This window comes from Micromonospora sp. NPDC047557 (assembly GCF_043205095.1).
In the GTDB taxonomy this organism is placed as follows: Bacteria; Actinomycetota; Actinomycetes; order Mycobacteriales; family Micromonosporaceae; genus Micromonospora.
Genome location: NZ_JBIDDK010000008.1, coordinates 64,468 through 81,957, shown reverse-complemented (window position 1 = coordinate 81,957; position 17,490 = coordinate 64,468). Strand labels below are relative to the sequence as shown.

Sequence of the window (17,490 nt, the reverse complement as noted above, 5' to 3'; positions counted from 1 at the left end):
GGGTTCGAGTCACCTCCCCGTCTGCCCCTCCGCGCCGAGACGCCGGCTACCCGCCACTGGATCCGGGAGGCCCCAGTGCCTCCTGCCGAGAGCTTGGAATCGCCGAAACCATGAATGGTTCCCGCCATGTCCGTGTGCCAGCCTTCGCCCGCACGGATACTCCTGCCGTCGAATTCGACGCTTCAGTCGTCTTCTCGCCCCCACCGCTGCCACGCACCCCGCGCGGCACCTGCGGGGTTCACTTCGCTGCGGCATGCCCCTCGCCAGGATCAATTCCACAGCTGACCGCTGACCCGATCTTCCTCAACCTCGAGGTGCGGACCAGCAGGCCGGCGACAGCCGGCGTGGGCGCGTACTCGGAAAATCGCCTGGCGGCGCTCGTACGCCGATGGGAGGGTGACCGGCATGACTGCGCACGCTCTGGCCGGGGCCCTGGCCGACGACGGACGGCGACGGGTCTTCGCGGCGGTCGCGTTGGGATCGACAACCGTGGCCGAGGTCGTGCAGCGCTCCGGCTTGGCGGCGCGGGTCGTGCTCACCGGGCTCCGGCGGCTCGCCGATGCGGGTCTGGTCACCGGCGCTGACGGCGCGCTCGCGGTCGACGAGGCGTCGCTGCGGGCGGCGGCGCGCGACAGCCGCCCGGCCGACGACGCCGCGCCGGCCGACGATCCGGTGCTGCGCACGTTCCTGCGCGGCGGCGTCCTTTCGGGCATGCCGGCGCAGCTCGGGCGGCGACGGGTGCTGCTGGCACACGTCGCCCGGCAGTCGTTCGAGCCGGGCACGCGCTATCCGGAGCGGGCCGTCGACGACGCGCTCAAACCGTGGTGCGCCGCTGGCGCGTCGGACCACGCCACCCTGCGCCGCTACCTGGTGGACGAGCGGTTGCTCACCCGTGAGCAGGGCGTCTACCAGCTGACGGACGCCGAAAATCAGTTGACCGGGCAGTGACGATCGACGGGTGACCGCGACCGTTCGATCCTCCTGGGTGACCTCCACCGTCCGTCCCGACCATCCGGACGCAACAGTCCTGCTGCGCGAGTACATGACCGAGATGGTGGTGCGCTACCACCGCCGCCCGGCCCACCCCGGCGAGGTCGACGCGGCGCTGGCCGAGATGCCCAGCGACGACCTGGCGTACCCCGGTGGTCTGCTCCTGCTCGCGTACCGCGACGCGGACCTGGCCGGTTGCGCCGGGCTGCGGTGGCACCCGGACTGGGCCGAGCTGACCCGCGTGTTCCTTCGGCCCGCGCACCGGGGCGCGGGTGGGGGCGCAGCGCTGCTGGCCGCCGTCGAGCAGCAGGCGCGGGCGGCCGGGGCGGACCGGATCCGGCTCGACACCCGCTCCGACCTGGTCGAGGCCCGCGCCCTGTACGCCCGGCACGGCTACGCCGAGATCCCCGCGTACACGCACGGCCCGTACGCCGAGCACTGGTTCGAGAAGCAGTTGACGTCCGTCGCGGAAGGCGCTAAATAAGAAGAGGAAGTTGAGTCACCACGGCTCAACTCATCACCTTCGGCCAGGAGAACCGAGGAGGCACAGCGATGTTGATGCGTACCGACCCGTTCCGCGAGATCGACCGGCTCGCCGAGCAGTTCTTCGGTACGGCAGCCCGTCCCGCGATGATGCACCTGGACGCCTACCGCGACGGCGACCACTTCTACGCGGCGTTCGACCTGCCGGGCGTCGACCCGGACACCATCGACTGCACCGTCGAGCGCAACGTGCTCACCGTCCGCGCCGAGCGCCGCCGGCCCACCGGCGACGGTGTCGAGCTGGTCGCCGCCGAACGCCCGATGGGCACCTTCACCCGACGGCTGTTCCTGGGCGACACCCTGGACACCGACCGGCTGGAGGCCGGTTACGAGAACGGGGTGCTGACGCTGCGCATCCCCGTCGCCGAGCGGGCCAAGCCGCGCCGGGTGACCATCAGCGCCAACGGCGACGCACGTCGACAGATCAACGCTTGACCGCGACGGCCTCGACGGCCGGCACCCGCCCCGAGGTGCCGGCCGTCGGCGCGTCCCCGGGCTCCCGCTTTGAGGCGGGCGCGTCGCCGGCCTCCGGCTCTGAGGCGGGCGCGTCGCCGGGCGGTGGGTAGAGGGCGGCGAGCGCGTGGGCGGTGCTGGCGAGTAGCTCCCGCAGCTCGGGCGGGGCGAGCACCTCCACCTGCGCGCCGAGCTTGAGCATCTCGACGCAGCCGTGGCGGACCGACTCGATCGGCACGGTCGTGGTGACCCAGCCGTTCGCGTCCGGCGCACCGGCGTGGTCCTGCGCCGCGCGGCTCATCGCCGGTGGGAACAGGTGCGTCGTGCGCGCCAGCGCCGCCACGGTCATCCGCACCCGGGCTTCAGCGCGATAGACGCCCCGCTCGTAGCGCTCGGCGTGCTCCTGCCAGCAGCCCGCCAGGTCGAACCCGTCCGGCCGCTCGGCGGGTTCGTCCAGCACGGTCAGCTCCAGGATCGCGCCCACCCGGTAGGTGCGCACCTGCCCGGACGCGGAGGCGACCAGGTACCAGCGGCCGGCCTTGAGCACCACGCCGAGCGGGTCCAGGGTCCGGGTCACCTCCCTGGGCGCCTGCCAGCGCCGGTAGCACACCCGGACCCGACGGTCCTCCCACACCGCCGTGGCCAGCGCGGCCAGGTGGGGTGTGGGCTCGGGTTCGCGAAACCAGCTCGGCGCGTCCAGGTGGAACCGCTGCCGGATCCTGCCGCCGGGGTCGGCGAGGTCCGCCGGCAGCGCGGCGCGCAGCTTCAGCTCCGCCGTGGCCAGCACCGAGCCCAGGCCCAGCTCGGCGGCCGGGCCGGGCACACCGGCCAGGAACAACGCCTCGGCCTCACCGGCGGTCAGGCCGGTGAGCCGGGTGCGGTAACCGTCGAGCAGGCGGTAACCACCGGCCGGGCCACGCTCGGCGTACACCGGCACACCGGCGGCCCCCAGCGACTCCACGTCGCGATACACCGTGCGAACCGACACCTCCAGGGCGTCGGCCAGCTCGGCGGCGGTCATCCGCCCCCGGGCCTGCAGGAGCAGCAGCAGGGAGACCAGCCGGCTGGCACGCACCGTGCGACCGTAGCCGACACCGTCCGCGCCGCCGCGCGGGCCGGCGTCGGCGCGCCTGCGTGGCAATCCCATCCGCTGCTGAGAACCTTTTTCACATGGTGTCCTCCGACGCTCCCGTGCTCGCCCGCCCCACCGCCCGACCGGCCCTGCCGAGCGGGCCGGTCGACGTCACCGAGGCGTGGCTACGCAACCGCCGGCTGTCCGAGCACACCCGCGACGCCTACCGGCGCGACGTCACCGCGTGGCTCAGCTGGTGCTCCGGGCACGACCTGGATCCGCTGCGGGCCAGCTTCCTGCACGTCAACGAGTACGCCCGCGCGCTGGAGTCCACTCTCGTCGTCCGCAGCGGCCGACCGTTGACCCCGGCGACCGTGGCACGTCGGCTGTCGGCGCTGTCCAGCTGGTACGACTTCCTGGTCAAGCTCGGCGGCGTGCCGGCCAACCCGGTCTCCGGCGCGGACCGGCCCCGCGTCGACCGGGACCACTCCGCCACCGTCGGGCTCACCCCGGAGGAGGTGGACGCGCTGCTCACCGCCGCCGACGCGGAGACCGGCCCGACGGCGGCCCGCAACCGGGCGACGATCGCGCTCCTGGCCGATCTGGGCCTGCGGGTCGGGGAGCTGGTCTCGCTGGACCTGACCGATCTCGGCACCGAACGCGGGCACCGCAGCGTGCGCTTCATCGGCAAGGGCGGCAAGCAGCGCCGCCGCGCCCTCACCCCGGGCACCGCGTACGCGGTGGACGCGTACCTGGCACAGCGGGCCGCCACCGCCGGCGTGCCGGTGACCCACCTGACCGGGCCCCTGCTGGTCACCGCCAGCGGCGCCCGGCTCGACCGGCACTCGGTGTTCCGGATGGTCCGCCGACTCGCCCGCGCCGCCGGCATCCCGGCCTGGGCGCGGCTGTCCCCGCACTCGCTGCGACACGCGTTCGCCACCACCGCCCGCTCCGAGGGCGTCCCCCTCGAAGACGTGCAGGACGCCATGGGCCACGCCGACCCGCGGACCACCCGCCGCTACGACCGGGACCGGCACAACCTCGACCGCGACCCGGCGTACGCGGTGTGGGCCGCCCGATCCCGTCGCCGCGGCTGACTGTCCCACCCCCGGCCTACGGTCGGCGGATGAGACACGGTCTGGAGATCCCCTGCGGTGGCGGCGACGTCGCGGTGTCCACCCTGGTCGAGCTGGGTGAGCTGGCCGAGAGCGCCGGATGGGACGGGGTGTTCCTGGAGGACTACCTGATCCACTACTCCGGCGACGACCCGTTCACCTACGACCCGTGGTTGGTGCTCACCGCGATCGCCGGGCGCACCGACCGGGTGCGCCTGGGCACCACTGTCACCGCGCTGCCCCGGCGCCGTCCGGCGAAGCTGGCCCGCGAGGTGCTGACCCTCGACCACCTGAGCGCGGGCCGGGCCACCGTGGCGGTCGGAGTCGGCGACCCCGGCGACCGTGGCCTGGTCGCGTTCGGCGAGCCGACCGAGGTGGCCGTGCGCGCCGCGATGCTCGACGAGGGCCTCGACCTGCTCACCGGTCTGCTCGGCGGTGAGCAGGTCGACCACCGGGGCACCCACTACCGCGCCGACCGGGTGGCGCTGCGGCCACCGCCCGTGCAGTCGCCCCGGGTGCCGGTCTGGGTCGGCGGCAGCACCCAGGCCGGGGCGGTGCGACGCCGCGCGGCCCGCGCCGACGGCATCGTGCCGTACAAGCTCACCGACACCGACGGCTGGGCCGACTTCACCCCCGACGAGGTCCGCGACCTGGTCGCGGCCCTGCCACCGACCCGGGCCGACGGCCAGCCGTTCGACGTGGCGATCGGCGGGCGACGCCGCCGCCCGGACGAGCGCGCCGAGCGGTCCTACCTCCGTGAGCTGGCAGCCGCCGGGGCCACCTGGTGGCTGGAGTACGTCCCGGTCGGCGACCCGGCGGCGATGCGCGCCGCGGTGGCCCGAGGTCCGCTGCGCTGAGCGTCGCGCCCGCAGGTCAGCCCTGCGGGCGGGGGCAGATGCAGAACGGCTGCCCGATGGGGTCGAGGAGCACCACCCACCGCTCGCCGCCGGGTTGGAACTCTGGCTTCGACGCGCCGGCGGCGACGAACTCCTTCTCGGCCACGGCCAGGTCGTCGACGTAGAGGTCCAGGTGGTAGCGCTTCTGCCCGGCCGGGTCGGGCCAGGACGGCGGCTGGTAGCCCTCGACCAGGCCGAAGCCGATGGACGCGCCACCGCCGCTGATCATCGCGTACTCGGCTTGGCTGTGGGTGATCTCCCAGCCCAACGCCCGGTGGTAGAAGGCGGCGTGCGCGGCCGGGTCGGAGCTGTCCAGGTTGACCATCGCGAGGTCGGCGGTTGTTGTCATGCCGGCAGTCTGCGCCGACGTACCTGCCAACCAGTGTCAGGTACGTCGGCGGTTTCTCGATTCGACAGGGCACCGGTCAGCAGAGCAGGTCCAGGTGGTGGTGGGCGTCCTCGGCGATGTCCTCCTGCCGCAGCCACCGCCGCGCCCACAGCCGGGCGGCCAGCTCCGCCTGCTCGTCACCCCACGCGGCGTGCTCCACGAGCAGGGCGGCGGTCAACGCGTACGCCAGGCGCAGCGCCAGGCCACGGGCGCCCGCGAGCACCGCCGCCGCGCCCGGCTCGGCCGTCACCGCGGCGATGGTGTCGCGCAGCTGCCCGGCGGCCGCGGCGAGGGTGTCGGCCAGCGCGGGCGACAGCGGCCGGGCCAGGTCGACGGCGGCGGTCAGCCGGCTCAGCAGCGGCGTCCCGGCGTCCTCCCGGGTCAGCGCGCGCAGCACGTCCAGGGCCAGCACGTTGGTGGTGCCCTCCCAGATCGGCAGCACCTGCGCGTCGCGCAGCAGCCGGGGCACGCCGGTGTCCTCCACGTAGCCGGCGCCGCCGAAGCTCTCCACGTACTCGCTGGCGGAGCTGACGGCGAGCCGACCGGTGGCCAGCTTCGCCAGCGGGGCCACGATGCGCAGCTCGGCGGCGGCTGCCGGGTCGGCGCCGACCTCGACCCGCCCGAGCAGCGCGAACGCGTGCCCCGCGAGGGCGAACGCGCCCGCCGCGTCGACCGCGAGGGTGCCCAGCGTCGCGCGGTGCAGCGGCGAGGACGCCAACGCGCCGCCCGCGACGTGCCGCGCGTCGGCGTACGCGCGGGCGTAGGCGAGCCCTCGTCGCATTCCGCCGGCCGCGGCGGCCGCGTTGTGCACCCGGGTCACCACGACCAGGGTCATCGCCCGGACCAGGCCGGGCACCGCCGGGTCGCCCAACGGCAGCGCGTACGCGTCACGCAGGCCGATCTCGGCGGTCGGCAGCGCCCGGGTGCCGAGCTTGTCCTTGAGCCGGTGCACGGTGACCCCGGGGGCGGGCGCGTCCGGCGCCGCACCGGTGGCCAGCGGCGAGTCGACCGCGTAGCGGGGAACGAGGAACGGGGCGAGCACCCGGCTGCCCCGCCCGGCGCCCTCGGGGCGGGCCAGCGCCACCGCCATCGCGGCGTCGGCGGCGGAGCAGAACCACTTCTCCCCGGTCAGCCGCCACGAACCGTCGGCGGCGGGACGGCCGACGGTGCCGGAGCGGCCCAGGTCGGAGCCGCCCTGCGACTCGGTCATCCACTGGCCGCTGGTGATCGCCGTGGCCGGGTCGGTGGAGATCAGCCGGGGCAGCCACGCGTCACGGACACCCGCGTCGACGTCGGGGAGGCTGAGCAGCGCCGCCGCCCCGTCGGCCATCGCCACCGGGCAGGAGAACGTCGCCGACTCCGGCCCGTACAGGTGCAGCAGCGCGTGTTGCACGACCCGTGCGGCGGCACCCCAGGTGCCGCGCGCGTCGGGCAGGTAGGGCAGCGCCACCACGGCGTGCCGGGCGGCGGCGGCCCGCTGCGCCTGCCAACCGGCGGACGTGTCGATCCGGTCGATCCGCGCGCCCCACGGGTCGTAGCGGACCAGCGTCGGCGGGTGCGCCTCGGCGTCGGCGTGCGCCGCACGCAGCGGCCCGGTGACCTCGGCGGCCAGCTCGGCGAGGCGACCCTTGGCGGCCGCGTGTCCGGCCGGGCCGAGGTGACGCTCCAGCCAGGACCGCAGCAGGGCGTCACCGGCGTACGGGTCGGCGGGGGGTGGTACCGGCTGCACGAAGCGGCTCATCGATCGACTCCTGGCGCTGCTGGGGGTGTGCGCCGACGGTAGACGATGCGTCGCCGCCGCGAACAGGGCCTCGGGCGTACCCAGTTTTCCGCTTGTCCTGCCTCACCGCGACGGCGTTCTCTACGGTCGGTAGTCGTGGGTGCCGGCCAGTCGTGGAGCCGACCGGCCCGGCGGCACCGCCCGATGCGCACCGGGCTGGCCTTCGCCGGGTTCGGCATGGCGCTGTGCTGCGTCGGGGTGGCCGGGCTGGGGGCGTGGAACCTGCAGACGGTGCGGCAGGCCGCCGGCCCGATCCGGGAGACCGCCGACGGTTTCCTCAGCGAGGTGACCCTCGGCGACAGCGACCAGGCGTACGAGCGGCTCTGCTCCGACGCGCGTACCCGGTGGAGCGCGATCGGGTTCACCAGCTGGGTGCGGACGCCACCGATGGTGACCGACTACGAGATCAAAGACGTGTCGGTGGCCACCAAGGGCGGCCGACCCCGCGGCACGGTGACGGTGCGGTTGACCCGCGACGGCGGCATCAGTGAGGAACGCCGCCTGCCGGTGGTCCGTGAGAACGGCGACTGGCGGGTGTGCGGTGACCCCTTCTGAGCCACCGGGCGTCGACCTGGCGCATCCCCGGTTGCTGCGCGGGCGTCAGGGCGTCGAGCCGACCACCTCGACCGAGCTGTTCTTCGACCTGGTCTTCATCTTCACGATCACCCAGCTGTCGCACTACCTGATCGAGCACCCGGACTGGCGTGGCGCCGTCCGCACCGCGCTGCTGCTGGCGCTGGTCTGGTTCGTCTGGGTCTACACCACCTGGGTGACCAACTGGCTGCAACCGGACCAGGGCCCGGTGCGGGCGATGCTGATCGGGGTGACGCTGGGCAGCCTGCTGTTGTCGGCGGCGATCCCGCAGGCGTTCGCCGGGACCGGCCTGCTCTTCGCGGTGGTCTACGTGGGCGTGCAGGTGGGCCGGACCATTTTCGCGTTGTGGGCGACGCAGGGGAGTCCGTGGCTGGTCGACGGGTTTCAGAAGTCGCTGCCGTGGATCGGCGCCACGTCGGTGCTCGTGGTGGTCGGCGGCCTGGTGGACACGCCGGCCCGGGAGGTGGTGTGGGCGGCGGTGATCGTGCTCGAGGTGGTTGGCCTGTCGATCGGCTACCCGCTGCCGGGGCGGGAGCGCAGCCGCCCCGAGCGGTGGATGGTGGAGGGCGGGCACCTGGCGGAGCGCTGCGGGGCGTTCGTGCTGATCGCGCTCGGCGAGTCGATCCTGGTCACCGGCAGCACCCTCACGTCGCACGTGGACCTGGTGACGTCGGGGGCGTTCCTGGTGGCGTTCGCGGGTTCGGTGGCGCTGTGGTGGGTGTACTTCGCCCGGTCGGCCTCGGCCGCGACGGAGGTCATCGCCCGCGCCGGTCGGCGCACCGGAGCGTTGAGCCGGCTCGCGTTCAACTACCTGCACCCGGTGATGGTCGCCGGCATCGTCGTCACCTCGGCGGGCGACGAACGGCTCCTGCACGCCCGCGGCGCCGCGGCCACCACTGTCGACGCGCTGTTCACCCTGGGTGGCCCGGCGCTGTTCCTCGCCGGGCACGCCGCCTACAAGGCGGTGCTGTGGCGGGCGCTGCCGAGCAGCCGGATCGTGGCGGTGCTGGTGCTGCTGGCGTTGATACCGGCCGGTGTGGCGCTCGGGGCGCCGGTCGCGGCGTGCGCCACCGCGGCGGTGGCGGTGACCGTCGCCGTGATCATCACCGACCGGCTCCGGGTACGACGGGCTGCGCCGTGACCGGTTCCGCGCCGGATCGGGAAGGGCGCCTCAGTCGCGGGGGCCGAGGTCGCCGCTGCGGTAGTGCCGGCGGCACAGCACCTGGTAGCGCACGTCGGCGGTGTCGACGGTGTCGCCGATGACGACCTGCGCGCCCTCGCGCACCACACGCCCGTCGACGACCCGGGCGTTGAGCAGCCCCTCCCGGCCGCACCAGCACAGCACCTCGACCTGGATGCGGGCCACCTCGTCGGCCAACTCGAACAGGCGTTGCGCGGCGGGGAAGAGGCTGGACCGGAAGTCGGTGGCGAGGCCGAACGCGAACACGTCCACGTCGTAGCTGTCGACCAGCTCGGCCATCTGCTCGACGTGTTCGACGGTGTAGAAGCAGGCCTCGTCGCAGATCAGGTAGTCGACGCGTACCCCGTCGGCCCACCGGCCCCGCACGAGAGCCCGCAGGTCCAGGTCGTCGGTGACCTCGATGGCCTCGTGGGCCAGGCCGATGCGGGTGGTGACCTGCGGGCCCAGCGACCTGTCGATGCGGGTGGTGACCAGCCCACGGCGACCCTGCCGGGCGTGGTTGTAGTTCATCTGCAACGCCATGGTGGACTTGCCGCAGTCCATCGGCCCCCAGAAGAACTTCAACGCCGCCGCGTGCACCGGCCGTCCGTCGAGCCCGCGCGCCGCCGCGCACCCCGCCGGAGCGTGCGGCTGGCCGGGGAACGGGTGGGCCAGGCAGGTCGGGGCGGCAGCGGCGTCGTCAGTCACGGTCGGGCAGCCTAGCCGATCGACAGGGCCTGATCTGCCAGGTGCGGGATGCGTGCTCAGAGCACCCGGGGTGGCGTGTTGCCGGCGGCGACGATGGCCCGACGGATCGGCACGGCGGCCAGGAGCAGGAACCCGACCACGAAGAAGATCAGCAGTGAGACCAGGCCCACGCGGTAGGAGGCGGTGAGCTGGAACACGAGGCCGAACGCGAGCGGGCCGAGCCAGCTGGTGCCCTTGTCGCTGATCTCGTAGAAGCCGTAGTACTCGCCCTCCTTGCCGGAGGGGATGAGCTGGCTGAACAGGGAACGGCTCAGCGCCTGGCTGCCGCCCAGGACCAGGCCGATGGCCGCGCCGAGGATCATGAACGGCACCGGCGCCTCGGCGGGCAGCCGGAACGCGCCGAGGATCACACCGGTCCACAGCACCAGGCTCAGCAGCACGGTCTTCCACGCGCCGATGCGCCGGGCCAGCGCGCCGAGGCCCAACGCGCCCCCGAAGGCGAGGAACTGCACCAGCAGGATCGTGACGATCAGGGTGCTCTGCTCCAGGCGCAGCTCCTCGGTGCCGTACTGGCTGGCGAGGGTGATGACGGTCTGGATGCCGTCGTTGTAGACCAGGAACGCGAGCAGGAAGAACAACGTCAGCGGGTACGCCTTGACCTCGCGCAGGGTGTGGCCGAGCTGCCGGAACCCGTCGGTGAGCACGTTGCCGCGCGCGGCGAGGGCCGCCGCGCTGGGGCGTTCGCGCAGCCAACGCAGCGGCACCAGCGTGAACACCGCCCACCACACCCCGGCCGAGACGATCGACCAGCGGGCCAGGTCCAGAGTGCGCTGCGGGTTGTCGTCCTCGCTGAGCAGGGTGACCGCGGCCAGGTTCAGCGCCAGCAGCACGCCACCGCCCAGGTAGCCCAGCGCCCAGCCGCGGCTGGAGATGCCGTCGCGTTCGTCGGGGCCGCCGAGCTGCGGCAGGAACGAGTTGTAGACCACGATCGCGGCGCCGAAGGAGATGTTGGCGATCAGGAACAGCGCCCCGCCGAGCAGGTAGCGGTCGCCGGTGACGAAGGCCATCGCGATGGTCGCGGCGGCGCCGGTGAACGCGGCACCGCCGAGCAGCCGCTTCTTGTGCGCGGACCGGTCGGCGATCGCCCCGATGACGGGCAGCACGAACACGGTGAGGAACACCGACAGCGAGATCAGGTACGGGTAGTAGGACCCGGCCGCCACCCGGATGCCCAGCGGGTGCACGTACCCGTCGCAGGTGTCCGCGCCCAGCTCGCAGCCAGCGGCCAGCTCGGCCACGGTGGTCAGGAACGGGCCGAGGAACACGGTGATCACCGTGGTCTGGAACGCCGAGTTCGCCCAGTCGTAGATGTACCAGCCGCGCCGCTCCCGGCGGGTGCTCGCCGGGGGCGGGGTGTCGTCCACCGTGGGGGTCACGGTCTCGGCCATCGGGGGTCCTTCGACGCTCAGGCGGCCCAGTGGCCGCGGCTGCGGTAGACGTCGCGCAGCACGCCGACGTGATCGGTCATGATGCCATCCACACCACGATCCAGTAACTCGTGCATCTGGGCGGGTTCGTCGATCGTCCAGACGTGCACCTGCAGGCCGAGTCGGTGGCAGTAGTCGAGGAAGCGACGGTCCACCACCGGCACCCGTCCGTAGCGCGGTGGCACCTGCGCGGCGACCACCGACGGCGGCAGTCGCAGTGGCCGCCCGTGCAGGGAGGCGAGCCGCAGTCGAGCGACGCCGCGCATGCCGAGGCTGGTGGCGACGCGTCCCTCGGTCAGCGCCCGCAGCCGGGTCAGTCGGGCGTCGCTGAACGAGGCGAGCAGCACCCGGTCGGCGGCGCCGGCCCGGGTCACGGTCGCGACCGTCGGCGCGACGCCGCCGTCGGCCTTCACGTCGATGTTGAAGCGGACCTGCGGCCAGGCACCCAGCACCTCGTCGAGCCGGGGTACGACGGCGGCGCCGCCGACGCGTACCGAGGCGAGGTCGGCCCAGCTCATCTCGGCGATGCGCCCCGCCTCGCCGGTGAGCCGCGCGAGCGTCGGGTCGTGGAAGATCACCGCGACGCCGTCGGCGGTGGCGTGCACGTCGGTCTCCACGTACCGGTAGCCGAGCCCGATGGCCCGGGCGAACGCCTCGGTGGTGTTCTCGTCGCCGTCGGCCGCGCCGCCACGGTGGGCGAACGCCAGCGGCGCGGGCGCGTCCAGGTAGCCGAATCGGTTCAGCACGCGACGCAGTATGCCTGCCGCTGGTGGACCCCCGGTGGCCTGCCGGCAACATTCGTCGCCGGGCGGCGAGGGTCGGGCCCGCCAGGGCAGAGTCTCACCCTCGCAGGTTGCTCGGCGGCAAGTCCGAGCGGGTTGCCGCCGTCCGGGGTTGCTACTAGGTTCGGTGCCGTGACTGCCGGGTCGGCCATGGGCCACGAGCGGACAGGGCACCCGGCGGGCGAGTGAGCCCCGGGCGGGCCCGAGGTCCGCCGTCGATGAATCCGAATTCCTTGCGCGCTCCGTTCGCGGGTTCGCGCCCACGCGGCTGTGTCGTCGCCCGCCGCGTGGCTCTGCCATCGATGCCCTGTCGCCTTCCTCGCCGTGCCCTGCCTGGCGCGGCGACCCACGTTCTTTCGGGAGTCACATGCCACACAGCTTCAATCACGACGTCATCGCGGAGTTCCGCGCGAACGGCGGCCGGGTCGGCGGCTGGTTCGAGGGAGCCCGGTTGCTCCTGCTGACCACCACCGGGGCCCGCACCGGCGCGCCGCACACCACCCCGCTGGGCTACCTTCCCGACGGCGGGGAGCGGGTCCTGGTCGTCGCCTCCGCCGGGGGCGCGCCGCAGGATCCGCAGTGGTTCCGCAACCTGCTGGCCGATCCGCTGGTCACGGTGGAGGACGGGGTGTTCACCTACCGGGCCCGCGCCGAGGTGCTGGCCGGGGCCGAACGCGACGCCGTCTTCGCCCGGGCCGTGGCGGCGAACCCGGGCTGGGGCGAGTACCAGGACCGGGCGGGACGTGTGCTGCCCGTGGTGGCGCTCGAGCCGCTGCCGGGTCCGCCGCCGACGCCGCCGGGTCCGCCGGGAGCGGCTCTGGTCGCCGTGCATGACGCGTTCCGGCGGGAGCTCGCCCTGATCGGCCGGGAGGTGGACGGTGCAGGGCCGGCAGTCGGCGCACAGCTGCGGGTGAACTGCCTGACCCTGTGTCAGGGGCTGCGCGGGCATCACCAGCGCGAGGACCAGGCCCTCTTCGCCTGGCTGGCCGACCAGCGGCCCGAGCTGGCCCCGGTGCTGGCCCGCCTCGACGCCGAGCACCGGGCGATGACGGCGGTGCTGGACGAGTTGAGCACCGTACTGGGCACCCCGCACCCGGACCGGGAGGTGCTGCGCCGCGAGGTGGCCCGGCTCACCGATCAGGTGCTGGCGCACCTGGCGTACGAGGAGGAGCAGCTCGTGCCGCTGTTGGACGCGGCGGGCTGAACCCCGCGCCGGTCGGGTTGGCCCGGGTCAGCCCGACCGGCGGCGGTGCGCCCGGCTGGTGTCGGTGGGGCGGCCGGGGTCGACGTGGTGGGGCAGGTCGGGTTCGTCGGGGCGCAGCGGGGCGAGGGCGTCGGTGAGCGCGTCGATGATCCGGCCGGTGGCTCGGCGGGCGGCGCCGGGGCTGGCGGCGTTCGCCTCGCCCAGGTCGACGGGCGCGCCGAAGTGCACCCGGATCAGCGGGCGGCGCCACAGCGCGCGGGCGATGCCGCGCAGCATTCCCTTCGGCGCCCGGTAGGGCAGCACCTCGTGCGCGCCCCACTGGGCGACCGGGATGACGGGGGCGCCGCAGGCCAGCGCGAGTCGGGCGACGCCGGTCTTGCCGCGTTCGGGCCACATGCCGGGGTCCAGGCCGATGCGTCCCTCGGGGTAGATGAGGATCACCGAGCCCGCCGCGACGGCGGTGGCGGCGTCGTCGAGGGCCCGGTGCACGGCGCTGGTGCCCCGGTCGACGCGGATGTGTCCGGCGTGGCGCATGGCGGCTCCGAGCACCGGGGCGCGGAACAGCCCGGCGGTCGCCATGATCCGCGGGGCGATGCCGCGGGTCTGGCAGGCGGCGATCATCACTACCGGGTCGAACGGGCTGATGTGGTTGGCGGCCAGCACGAGCGGGCCGCGGCGCAGGTGCGCGGGGACGTCGCCGGTGACCTCGAGGCGGGCGAGCAGACCGACCAGGACGCGGGCCACCACGAGGGCGGCGCGCCAGATCAGTGGTGGCTGCCAGGGGGAGTGCGCGGTGTTCATCAGCGCGCCATCGTCGCACGCGGCGGCCCGGTGGTGCGGGCGGGTCGGCGGGTTGCCCGGGGTGATCAGGGTCATTGGTCCCGGGCCGGTTCGGGCCGCCCGGCCCTGCCGCATTCTCTACGACGAGCAGTAGTATTTACTACGTCTCGTAGTACGCATAGCTGGGGGTAACAGGTGGACGCGTTGGACGTCGCCCGGTGGCAGTTCGGTGTCACGACCGTCTACCACTTTCTCTTCGTGCCGCTGACCATCGGCCTGTCCGTGCTGGTGGCCATCCTGCAGACGATGTGGCACCGCACCGGCAACGAGCGCTACCTCAAGCTCACCAAGTTCTACGGCAAGCTCTTCCTGATCAACTTCGCCATGGGCGTGGTCACCGGCATCGTGCAGGAGTTCCAGTTCGGCATGAACTGGAGCGACTACTCCCGCTTCGTCGGCGACATCTTCGGCGCGCCCCTGGCCATCGAGGCGCTTGTCGCGTTCTTCCTCGAATCCACCTTCATCGGCCTGTGGATCTTCGGCTGGGACCGGCTGCCCAAGCGGGCCCACCTGGCCAGCATCTGGGCCGCCGCGATCGGCACCAACCTGTCCGCGTACTTCATCCTCGCGGCCAACTCGTTCATGCAGAACCCGGTCGGCTTCCGAATCAACCCGGACAGCGGGCGTGCCGAGCTGACCGACTTCCCGGCCGTGCTGACCAACAAGGTCGCCCTGATCACCTTCCCGCACACCCTGGCCGGCTCGTTCCTGGTCGCCGGATCGCTGATCGTGGCGGTCGGCCTGTTCCACGTCATCCGCAACCGCGACTCCGCCGACACCGGCGCGTACCGCTTCGCCACGAAGTTCGGCTCCTGGGTGGTCCTGGTCGCCTCCGCCGCCGTGCTGTTCACCGGTGACATCCAGGGCAAGATCATGACCGACGTGCAGCCGATGAAGATGGCCGCCGCCGAGGGCCTCTACACCACCGAGAGCCCCGCCTCGTTCTCCGTGCTCACCATCGGCAGCCTCGACGGCAGCCGCGAGGTGTTCGCCCTCAAGATCCCGTACCTGCTGTCGTACCTGGGCACCGGTGACCCGCACGGCACCGTGCACGGCATCAACGACCTGCAGGCCCAGTACGCCACCCAGTACGGCGCGGGCAGCTACACCCCGATCATCCCGGTCACCTACTGGAGCTTCCGCTTCATGATCGCCTTCGGGATGGCGGCCGCCGCGATCGCCCTGCTGGTCCTCTGGAGCCAGCGCAAGGGCCGCACCCCGCGCAGCAAATGGCTGCTGCGCGCCGGGCTGGCCATGCCGGTGCTGCCGCTGCTGGCCAACTCCTTCGGCTGGATCTTCACCGAGATGGGCCGCCAGCCGTGGATCGTCTTCGGCGAGATGCTCACCCGAAACGGCGTGTCCCGCAGCGTCTCGCTGGCCGAGGTGCTCACCTCGTTCACCGCCTTCACGCTGATCTACGCCACCCTCGCCGTGATCGAGGTCAAGCTGCTGCTGCGCTACGCCAGGGCCGGCGTGCCCGACGTCAGCGACGAGCACCCCATCGACGACACCCCTGACGACGCCGAGCGTCCGCTCGCCTTCGCCTACTGATCCCGGAGCCCATCGTGGACCTGACCACCATCTGGTTTCTCCTCGTCGCCGTGCTGTTCACCGGCTACTTCATCCTGGAGGGCTTCGACTTCGGCGTCGGCATGCTGCTGCCCATGCTCGGCCGCGACGACCGGGAACGCCGCGTCCTGATCAACACCATCGGCCCGGTCTGGGACGGCAACGAGGTCTGGCTGATCACCGCCGGCGGCGCCATGTTCGCCGCCTTCCCCGAGTGGTACGCGACCCTTTTCTCCGGGTTCTACCTGCCGCTGCTGCTGATCCTGCTGGCCCTGATCGCCCGCGGGGTGGCCTTCGAGTACCGGCACAAGCGCCCCGAGGCGTCCTGGAAGCGCCGCTGGGACGCCGCGATCGTGGTCGGCTCGCTGCTGCCGGCGATCCTGTGGGGCGTCGCCTTCGCCAACATCCTGCGCGGCGTGCCGCTGGACGCCGACCACGAGTACGTCGGCGGCCTGCTCGACCTGCTCAACCCGTACGCCCTGCTCGGTGGCGCGACCACCCTCGCGCTGTTCCTCACCCACGGCGCGGTGTTCCTCGCCCTGAAGACCACCGGCGACATCCGCGAGCGCGCGGGCGCCCTCGCGGTGCGCCTGGGTGTCGGCGCCGCCGTGCTCGCGGTCGGGTTCCTGACCTGGACGTTGAGCATCCGCTCCAGCACGGCCGCCGTCGTGCTCGCCGTCGGCGCGGCCCTCGCCCTGCTCGGTGGCCTGGCCGCCGCCCGGGTACGCCGGGAGGGCTGGGCGTTCACCGGCACCGCCGTGGCGATCGGCCTGGCCGTGGCGACCCTGTTCGCGGCGCTGTTTCCGAACGTGCTGCCGTCCACCCTGGACGCGGCCGGCACGCTGACGGCCACCAACGCCGCCTCCACCCCGTACACCCTGAAGATCATGACCTGGGTGGCGGTGATCTTCACACCGGTGGTGCTCGCCTACCAGGGGTGGACGTACTGGGTCTTCCGCAAGCGCATCGGCGTGGCCAACATCCCGCAGCACTGACCGACGGGCCGCACGGTGCCCGGGCGCGCGGCCGCTGGAAAGATCGTCGCCATGTGGAACCGGGATCTCGACGTACTGGTGCCGATGTGGCAGGGCGCGGATGACCTGCGGGTGCGCGAGGCACCGGCCGCGCTGGCCGCCCTCACCGTGCCGGGGACGCGGCGGGTCACGGTGCCGGTCCCGGCCGGCGGATCGGAGCGCGAGGGCGGTGTCCGGCACCGGGCTGCGGTCGTCGACGCCTACCGCGCGCACCGTGACGTGCTCGCGCGGCACCGTCCGCGGCGGCTGCTGACCCTCGGCGGGGACTGCGCGGTCGAGGTCGCGTCGGTGGCCCACCTCGCGGGTCGGTACGCGCACCGGCTGTTCGTGCTGTGGATCGACGCGCACGGCGACCTGAACACGCCCGCGAGCTCGCCGAGCGGAATGGCGCACGGCATGCCCCTGCGGCTGCTGCTCGACGATGACAACGACGACCCGGGGGACGCGCTGCCGGCGCCCCGCTGCCTCTCCCCGGGCCAGGTCGCCCTGGTGGGGGTCCGCGATCTCGACCCCGCCGAGGTCGCGTACGTGCGCCGGCACGACCTGACGGTGGTGGACGTCCCGACGTGGGACGCGCAGCCGACCCGGCTGGCCGCGCTGCCCCCGCCCGGCGCCGCGGTGTACGTGCACCTCGACCTGGACGTGCTGGACCCGTCCGCGTTGCCGGCCGTGGCCGTGCCCACCCCCGGCGGCGTGAGCGCCGCCGCGCTGGCGCGGTCGCTGACCGCGCTGCGCGCCGACCACGAGGTGATCGGAGTGGGAATCACCGAGTACGTTCCGCAGCTCGCGCACGACCGGCGGGCGCTCGTCGAGGTGCTGGACGCACTCGGGCTGAGGGATCCGCTTGCGTGATCC

Annotated in this window: 18 protein-coding genes; 11 read left to right on the top strand and 7 right to left on the bottom strand. The window is 73.3% G+C overall.

Annotated elements, in window-relative coordinates:
* Window positions 1-405 precede the first annotated feature (405 nt).
* The 3 genes from ACGGAQ_RS19845 to ACGGAQ_RS19835 all read left to right on the top strand — a co-directional run bounded on the left by ACGGAQ_RS19845 (window position 406) and on the right by ACGGAQ_RS19835 (window position 1,968).
* Window positions 406-948: a DUF2087 domain-containing protein gene (locus ACGGAQ_RS19845; RefSeq protein ID WP_393051272.1), complete on the top strand. Its 543-nt coding sequence runs from the start codon at window positions 406-408 to the stop codon at window positions 946-948.
* A 10-nt stretch (window positions 949-958) separates the two neighbouring features.
* A complete protein-coding gene (locus tag ACGGAQ_RS19840; RefSeq protein WP_393051270.1) occupies window positions 959-1,474 on the top strand; it encodes a GNAT family N-acetyltransferase in 516 nt (171 codons plus the stop codon).
* Between the two features lie 68 nt (window positions 1,475-1,542).
* A complete protein-coding gene (locus ACGGAQ_RS19835) occupies window positions 1,543-1,968 on the top strand; it encodes an Hsp20/alpha crystallin family protein (RefSeq protein ID WP_354855272.1) in 426 nt (141 codons plus the stop codon).
* Here the strand turns inward: ACGGAQ_RS19835 and ACGGAQ_RS19830 are convergent.
* Window positions 1,958-3,061: a helix-turn-helix transcriptional regulator gene (locus ACGGAQ_RS19830; protein ID WP_393051268.1), complete on the bottom strand. Its 1,104-nt coding sequence runs from the start codon at window positions 3,059-3,061 to the stop codon at window positions 1,958-1,960. The two genes, ACGGAQ_RS19835 and ACGGAQ_RS19830, sit on opposite strands and share 11 nt — an antisense overlap.
* A 95-nt stretch (window positions 3,062-3,156) precedes the next feature.
* On the opposite strand from ACGGAQ_RS19830, the gene ACGGAQ_RS19825 reads away from it, so the two are divergent.
* Window positions 3,157-4,155 (top strand): tyrosine-type recombinase/integrase, encoded by a 999-nt coding sequence (locus tag ACGGAQ_RS19825; RefSeq protein WP_393051266.1) that lies wholly within the window; start codon window positions 3,157-3,159, stop codon window positions 4,153-4,155.
* Between the two features lie 29 nt (window positions 4,156-4,184).
* Window positions 4,185-5,030: an LLM class flavin-dependent oxidoreductase gene (locus ACGGAQ_RS19820; RefSeq protein WP_393051264.1), complete on the top strand. Its 846-nt coding sequence runs from the start codon at window positions 4,185-4,187 to the stop codon at window positions 5,028-5,030.
* 16 nt (window positions 5,031-5,046) lie between these two features.
* Here the strand turns inward: ACGGAQ_RS19820 and ACGGAQ_RS19815 are convergent, their stop codons facing one another.
* The gene (locus tag ACGGAQ_RS19815) at window positions 5,047-5,418 is read right to left on the bottom strand and encodes a VOC family protein (protein ID WP_393051262.1); all 372 of its coding nucleotides are present in this window, start codon (window positions 5,416-5,418) and stop codon (window positions 5,047-5,049) included.
* Between the two features lie 76 nt (window positions 5,419-5,494).
* Complete coding sequence (locus tag ACGGAQ_RS19810) at window positions 5,495-7,198, bottom strand: acyl-CoA dehydrogenase family protein (RefSeq protein ID WP_393051260.1); 1,704 nt, start codon at window positions 7,196-7,198, stop codon at window positions 5,495-5,497.
* 135 nt (window positions 7,199-7,333) lie between these two features.
* Here ACGGAQ_RS19810 and ACGGAQ_RS19805 point away from each other — a divergent pair, with 135 nt between their 5' ends.
* Both ACGGAQ_RS19805 and ACGGAQ_RS19800 read left to right on the top strand, forming a co-directional pair.
* Window positions 7,334-7,792, top strand: a complete 459-nt coding sequence (locus tag ACGGAQ_RS19805; protein ID WP_393051258.1) for a hypothetical protein — start codon at window positions 7,334-7,336, stop codon at window positions 7,790-7,792.
* The gene (locus tag ACGGAQ_RS19800; RefSeq protein ID WP_393051256.1) at window positions 7,779-8,972 is read left to right on the top strand and encodes a low temperature requirement protein A; all 1,194 of its coding nucleotides are present in this window, start codon (window positions 7,779-7,781) and stop codon (window positions 8,970-8,972) included. Before ACGGAQ_RS19805 ends, ACGGAQ_RS19800 begins: the two co-directional genes overlap by 14 nt.
* A 30-nt stretch (window positions 8,973-9,002) precedes the next feature.
* Here ACGGAQ_RS19800 and ACGGAQ_RS19795 read toward each other — a convergent pair whose 3' ends face one another.
* The 3 genes from ACGGAQ_RS19795 to ACGGAQ_RS19785 are packed head-to-tail and all read right to left on the bottom strand — an operon-like array spanning window position 9,003 to window position 11,952.
* On the bottom strand, window positions 9,003-9,719 hold the full coding sequence (locus ACGGAQ_RS19795) for a thymidine kinase (protein ID WP_393051254.1): 717 nt from the start codon (window positions 9,717-9,719) through the stop codon (window positions 9,003-9,005).
* 56 nt (window positions 9,720-9,775) lie between these two features.
* Complete coding sequence (locus ACGGAQ_RS19790) at window positions 9,776-11,167, bottom strand: MFS transporter (RefSeq protein ID WP_393051252.1); 1,392 nt, start codon at window positions 11,165-11,167, stop codon at window positions 9,776-9,778.
* 17 nt (window positions 11,168-11,184) lie between these two features.
* A complete protein-coding gene (locus ACGGAQ_RS19785) occupies window positions 11,185-11,952 on the bottom strand; it encodes a glycerophosphodiester phosphodiesterase (protein WP_393051250.1) in 768 nt (255 codons plus the stop codon).
* Window positions 11,953-12,355: 403 nt separating this feature from the next.
* On the opposite strand from ACGGAQ_RS19785, the gene ACGGAQ_RS19780 reads away from it, so the two are divergent.
* Window positions 12,356-13,192 (top strand): nitroreductase/quinone reductase family protein, encoded by an 837-nt coding sequence (locus ACGGAQ_RS19780; protein WP_393051248.1) that lies wholly within the window; start codon window positions 12,356-12,358, stop codon window positions 13,190-13,192.
* Window positions 13,193-13,219: 27 nt separating this feature from the next.
* On the opposite strand, the gene ACGGAQ_RS19775 is transcribed toward ACGGAQ_RS19780, so the two are convergent.
* Window positions 13,220-13,993 (bottom strand): lysophospholipid acyltransferase family protein, encoded by a 774-nt coding sequence (locus ACGGAQ_RS19775; RefSeq protein WP_393051614.1) that lies wholly within the window; start codon window positions 13,991-13,993, stop codon window positions 13,220-13,222.
* Window positions 13,994-14,167: 174 nt separating this feature from the next.
* Between ACGGAQ_RS19775 and ACGGAQ_RS19770 the strand changes: the two genes are divergently transcribed.
* From ACGGAQ_RS19770 to ACGGAQ_RS19760, 3 genes are read left to right on the top strand one after another with little or no spacing between them, the layout of a single operon-like run.
* Window positions 14,168-15,583 (top strand): cytochrome ubiquinol oxidase subunit I, encoded by a 1,416-nt coding sequence (locus ACGGAQ_RS19770; protein ID WP_393051246.1) that lies wholly within the window; start codon window positions 14,168-14,170, stop codon window positions 15,581-15,583.
* A gap of 14 nt (window positions 15,584-15,597) precedes the next feature.
* Window positions 15,598-16,596 (top strand): cytochrome d ubiquinol oxidase subunit II, encoded by a 999-nt coding sequence (gene cydB / locus ACGGAQ_RS19765; RefSeq protein ID WP_393051244.1) that lies wholly within the window; start codon window positions 15,598-15,600, stop codon window positions 16,594-16,596.
* Window positions 16,597-16,647: 51 nt separating this feature from the next.
* Window positions 16,648-17,487, top strand: coding sequence for an arginase family protein (locus tag ACGGAQ_RS19760; RefSeq protein ID WP_393051242.1), 840 nt, complete (start codon window positions 16,648-16,650; stop codon window positions 17,485-17,487).
* Window positions 17,488-17,490 lie beyond the last annotated feature (3 nt).

What these genes read in the sequence shown, in the direction of transcription:
- ACGGAQ_RS19845 (WP_393051272.1), top strand. Translation starts at nt 406, where the DNA reads ATGACTGCGCACGCTCTGGCCGGGGCCCTGGCCGACGACGGACGGCGA.
- ACGGAQ_RS19835 (WP_354855272.1), top strand. Translation starts at nt 1,543, where the DNA reads ATGTTGATGCGTACCGACCCGTTCCGCGAGATCGACCGGCTCGCCGAG.
- ACGGAQ_RS19825 (WP_393051266.1), top strand. Translation starts at nt 3,157, where the DNA reads ATGGTGTCCTCCGACGCTCCCGTGCTCGCCCGCCCCACCGCCCGACCG.
- ACGGAQ_RS19820 (WP_393051264.1), top strand. Translation starts at nt 4,185, where the DNA reads ATGAGACACGGTCTGGAGATCCCCTGCGGTGGCGGCGACGTCGCGGTG.
- ACGGAQ_RS19815 (WP_393051262.1), bottom strand. Translation starts at nt 5,418, where the DNA reads ATGACAACAACCGCCGACCTCGCGATGGTCAACCTGGACAGCTCCGAC.
- ACGGAQ_RS19810 (WP_393051260.1), bottom strand. Translation starts at nt 7,198, where the DNA reads ATGAGCCGCTTCGTGCAGCCGGTACCACCCCCCGCCGACCCGTACGCC.
- ACGGAQ_RS19790 (WP_393051252.1), bottom strand. Translation starts at nt 11,167, where the DNA reads ATGGCCGAGACCGTGACCCCCACGGTGGACGACACCCCGCCCCCGGCG.
- ACGGAQ_RS19780 (WP_393051248.1), top strand. Translation starts at nt 12,356, where the DNA reads ATGCCACACAGCTTCAATCACGACGTCATCGCGGAGTTCCGCGCGAAC.
- ACGGAQ_RS19775 (WP_393051614.1), bottom strand. Translation starts at nt 13,993, where the DNA reads ATGAACACCGCGCACTCCCCCTGGCAGCCACCACTGATCTGGCGCGCC.
- ACGGAQ_RS19760 (WP_393051242.1), top strand. Translation starts at nt 16,648, where the DNA reads ATGTGGAACCGGGATCTCGACGTACTGGTGCCGATGTGGCAGGGCGCG.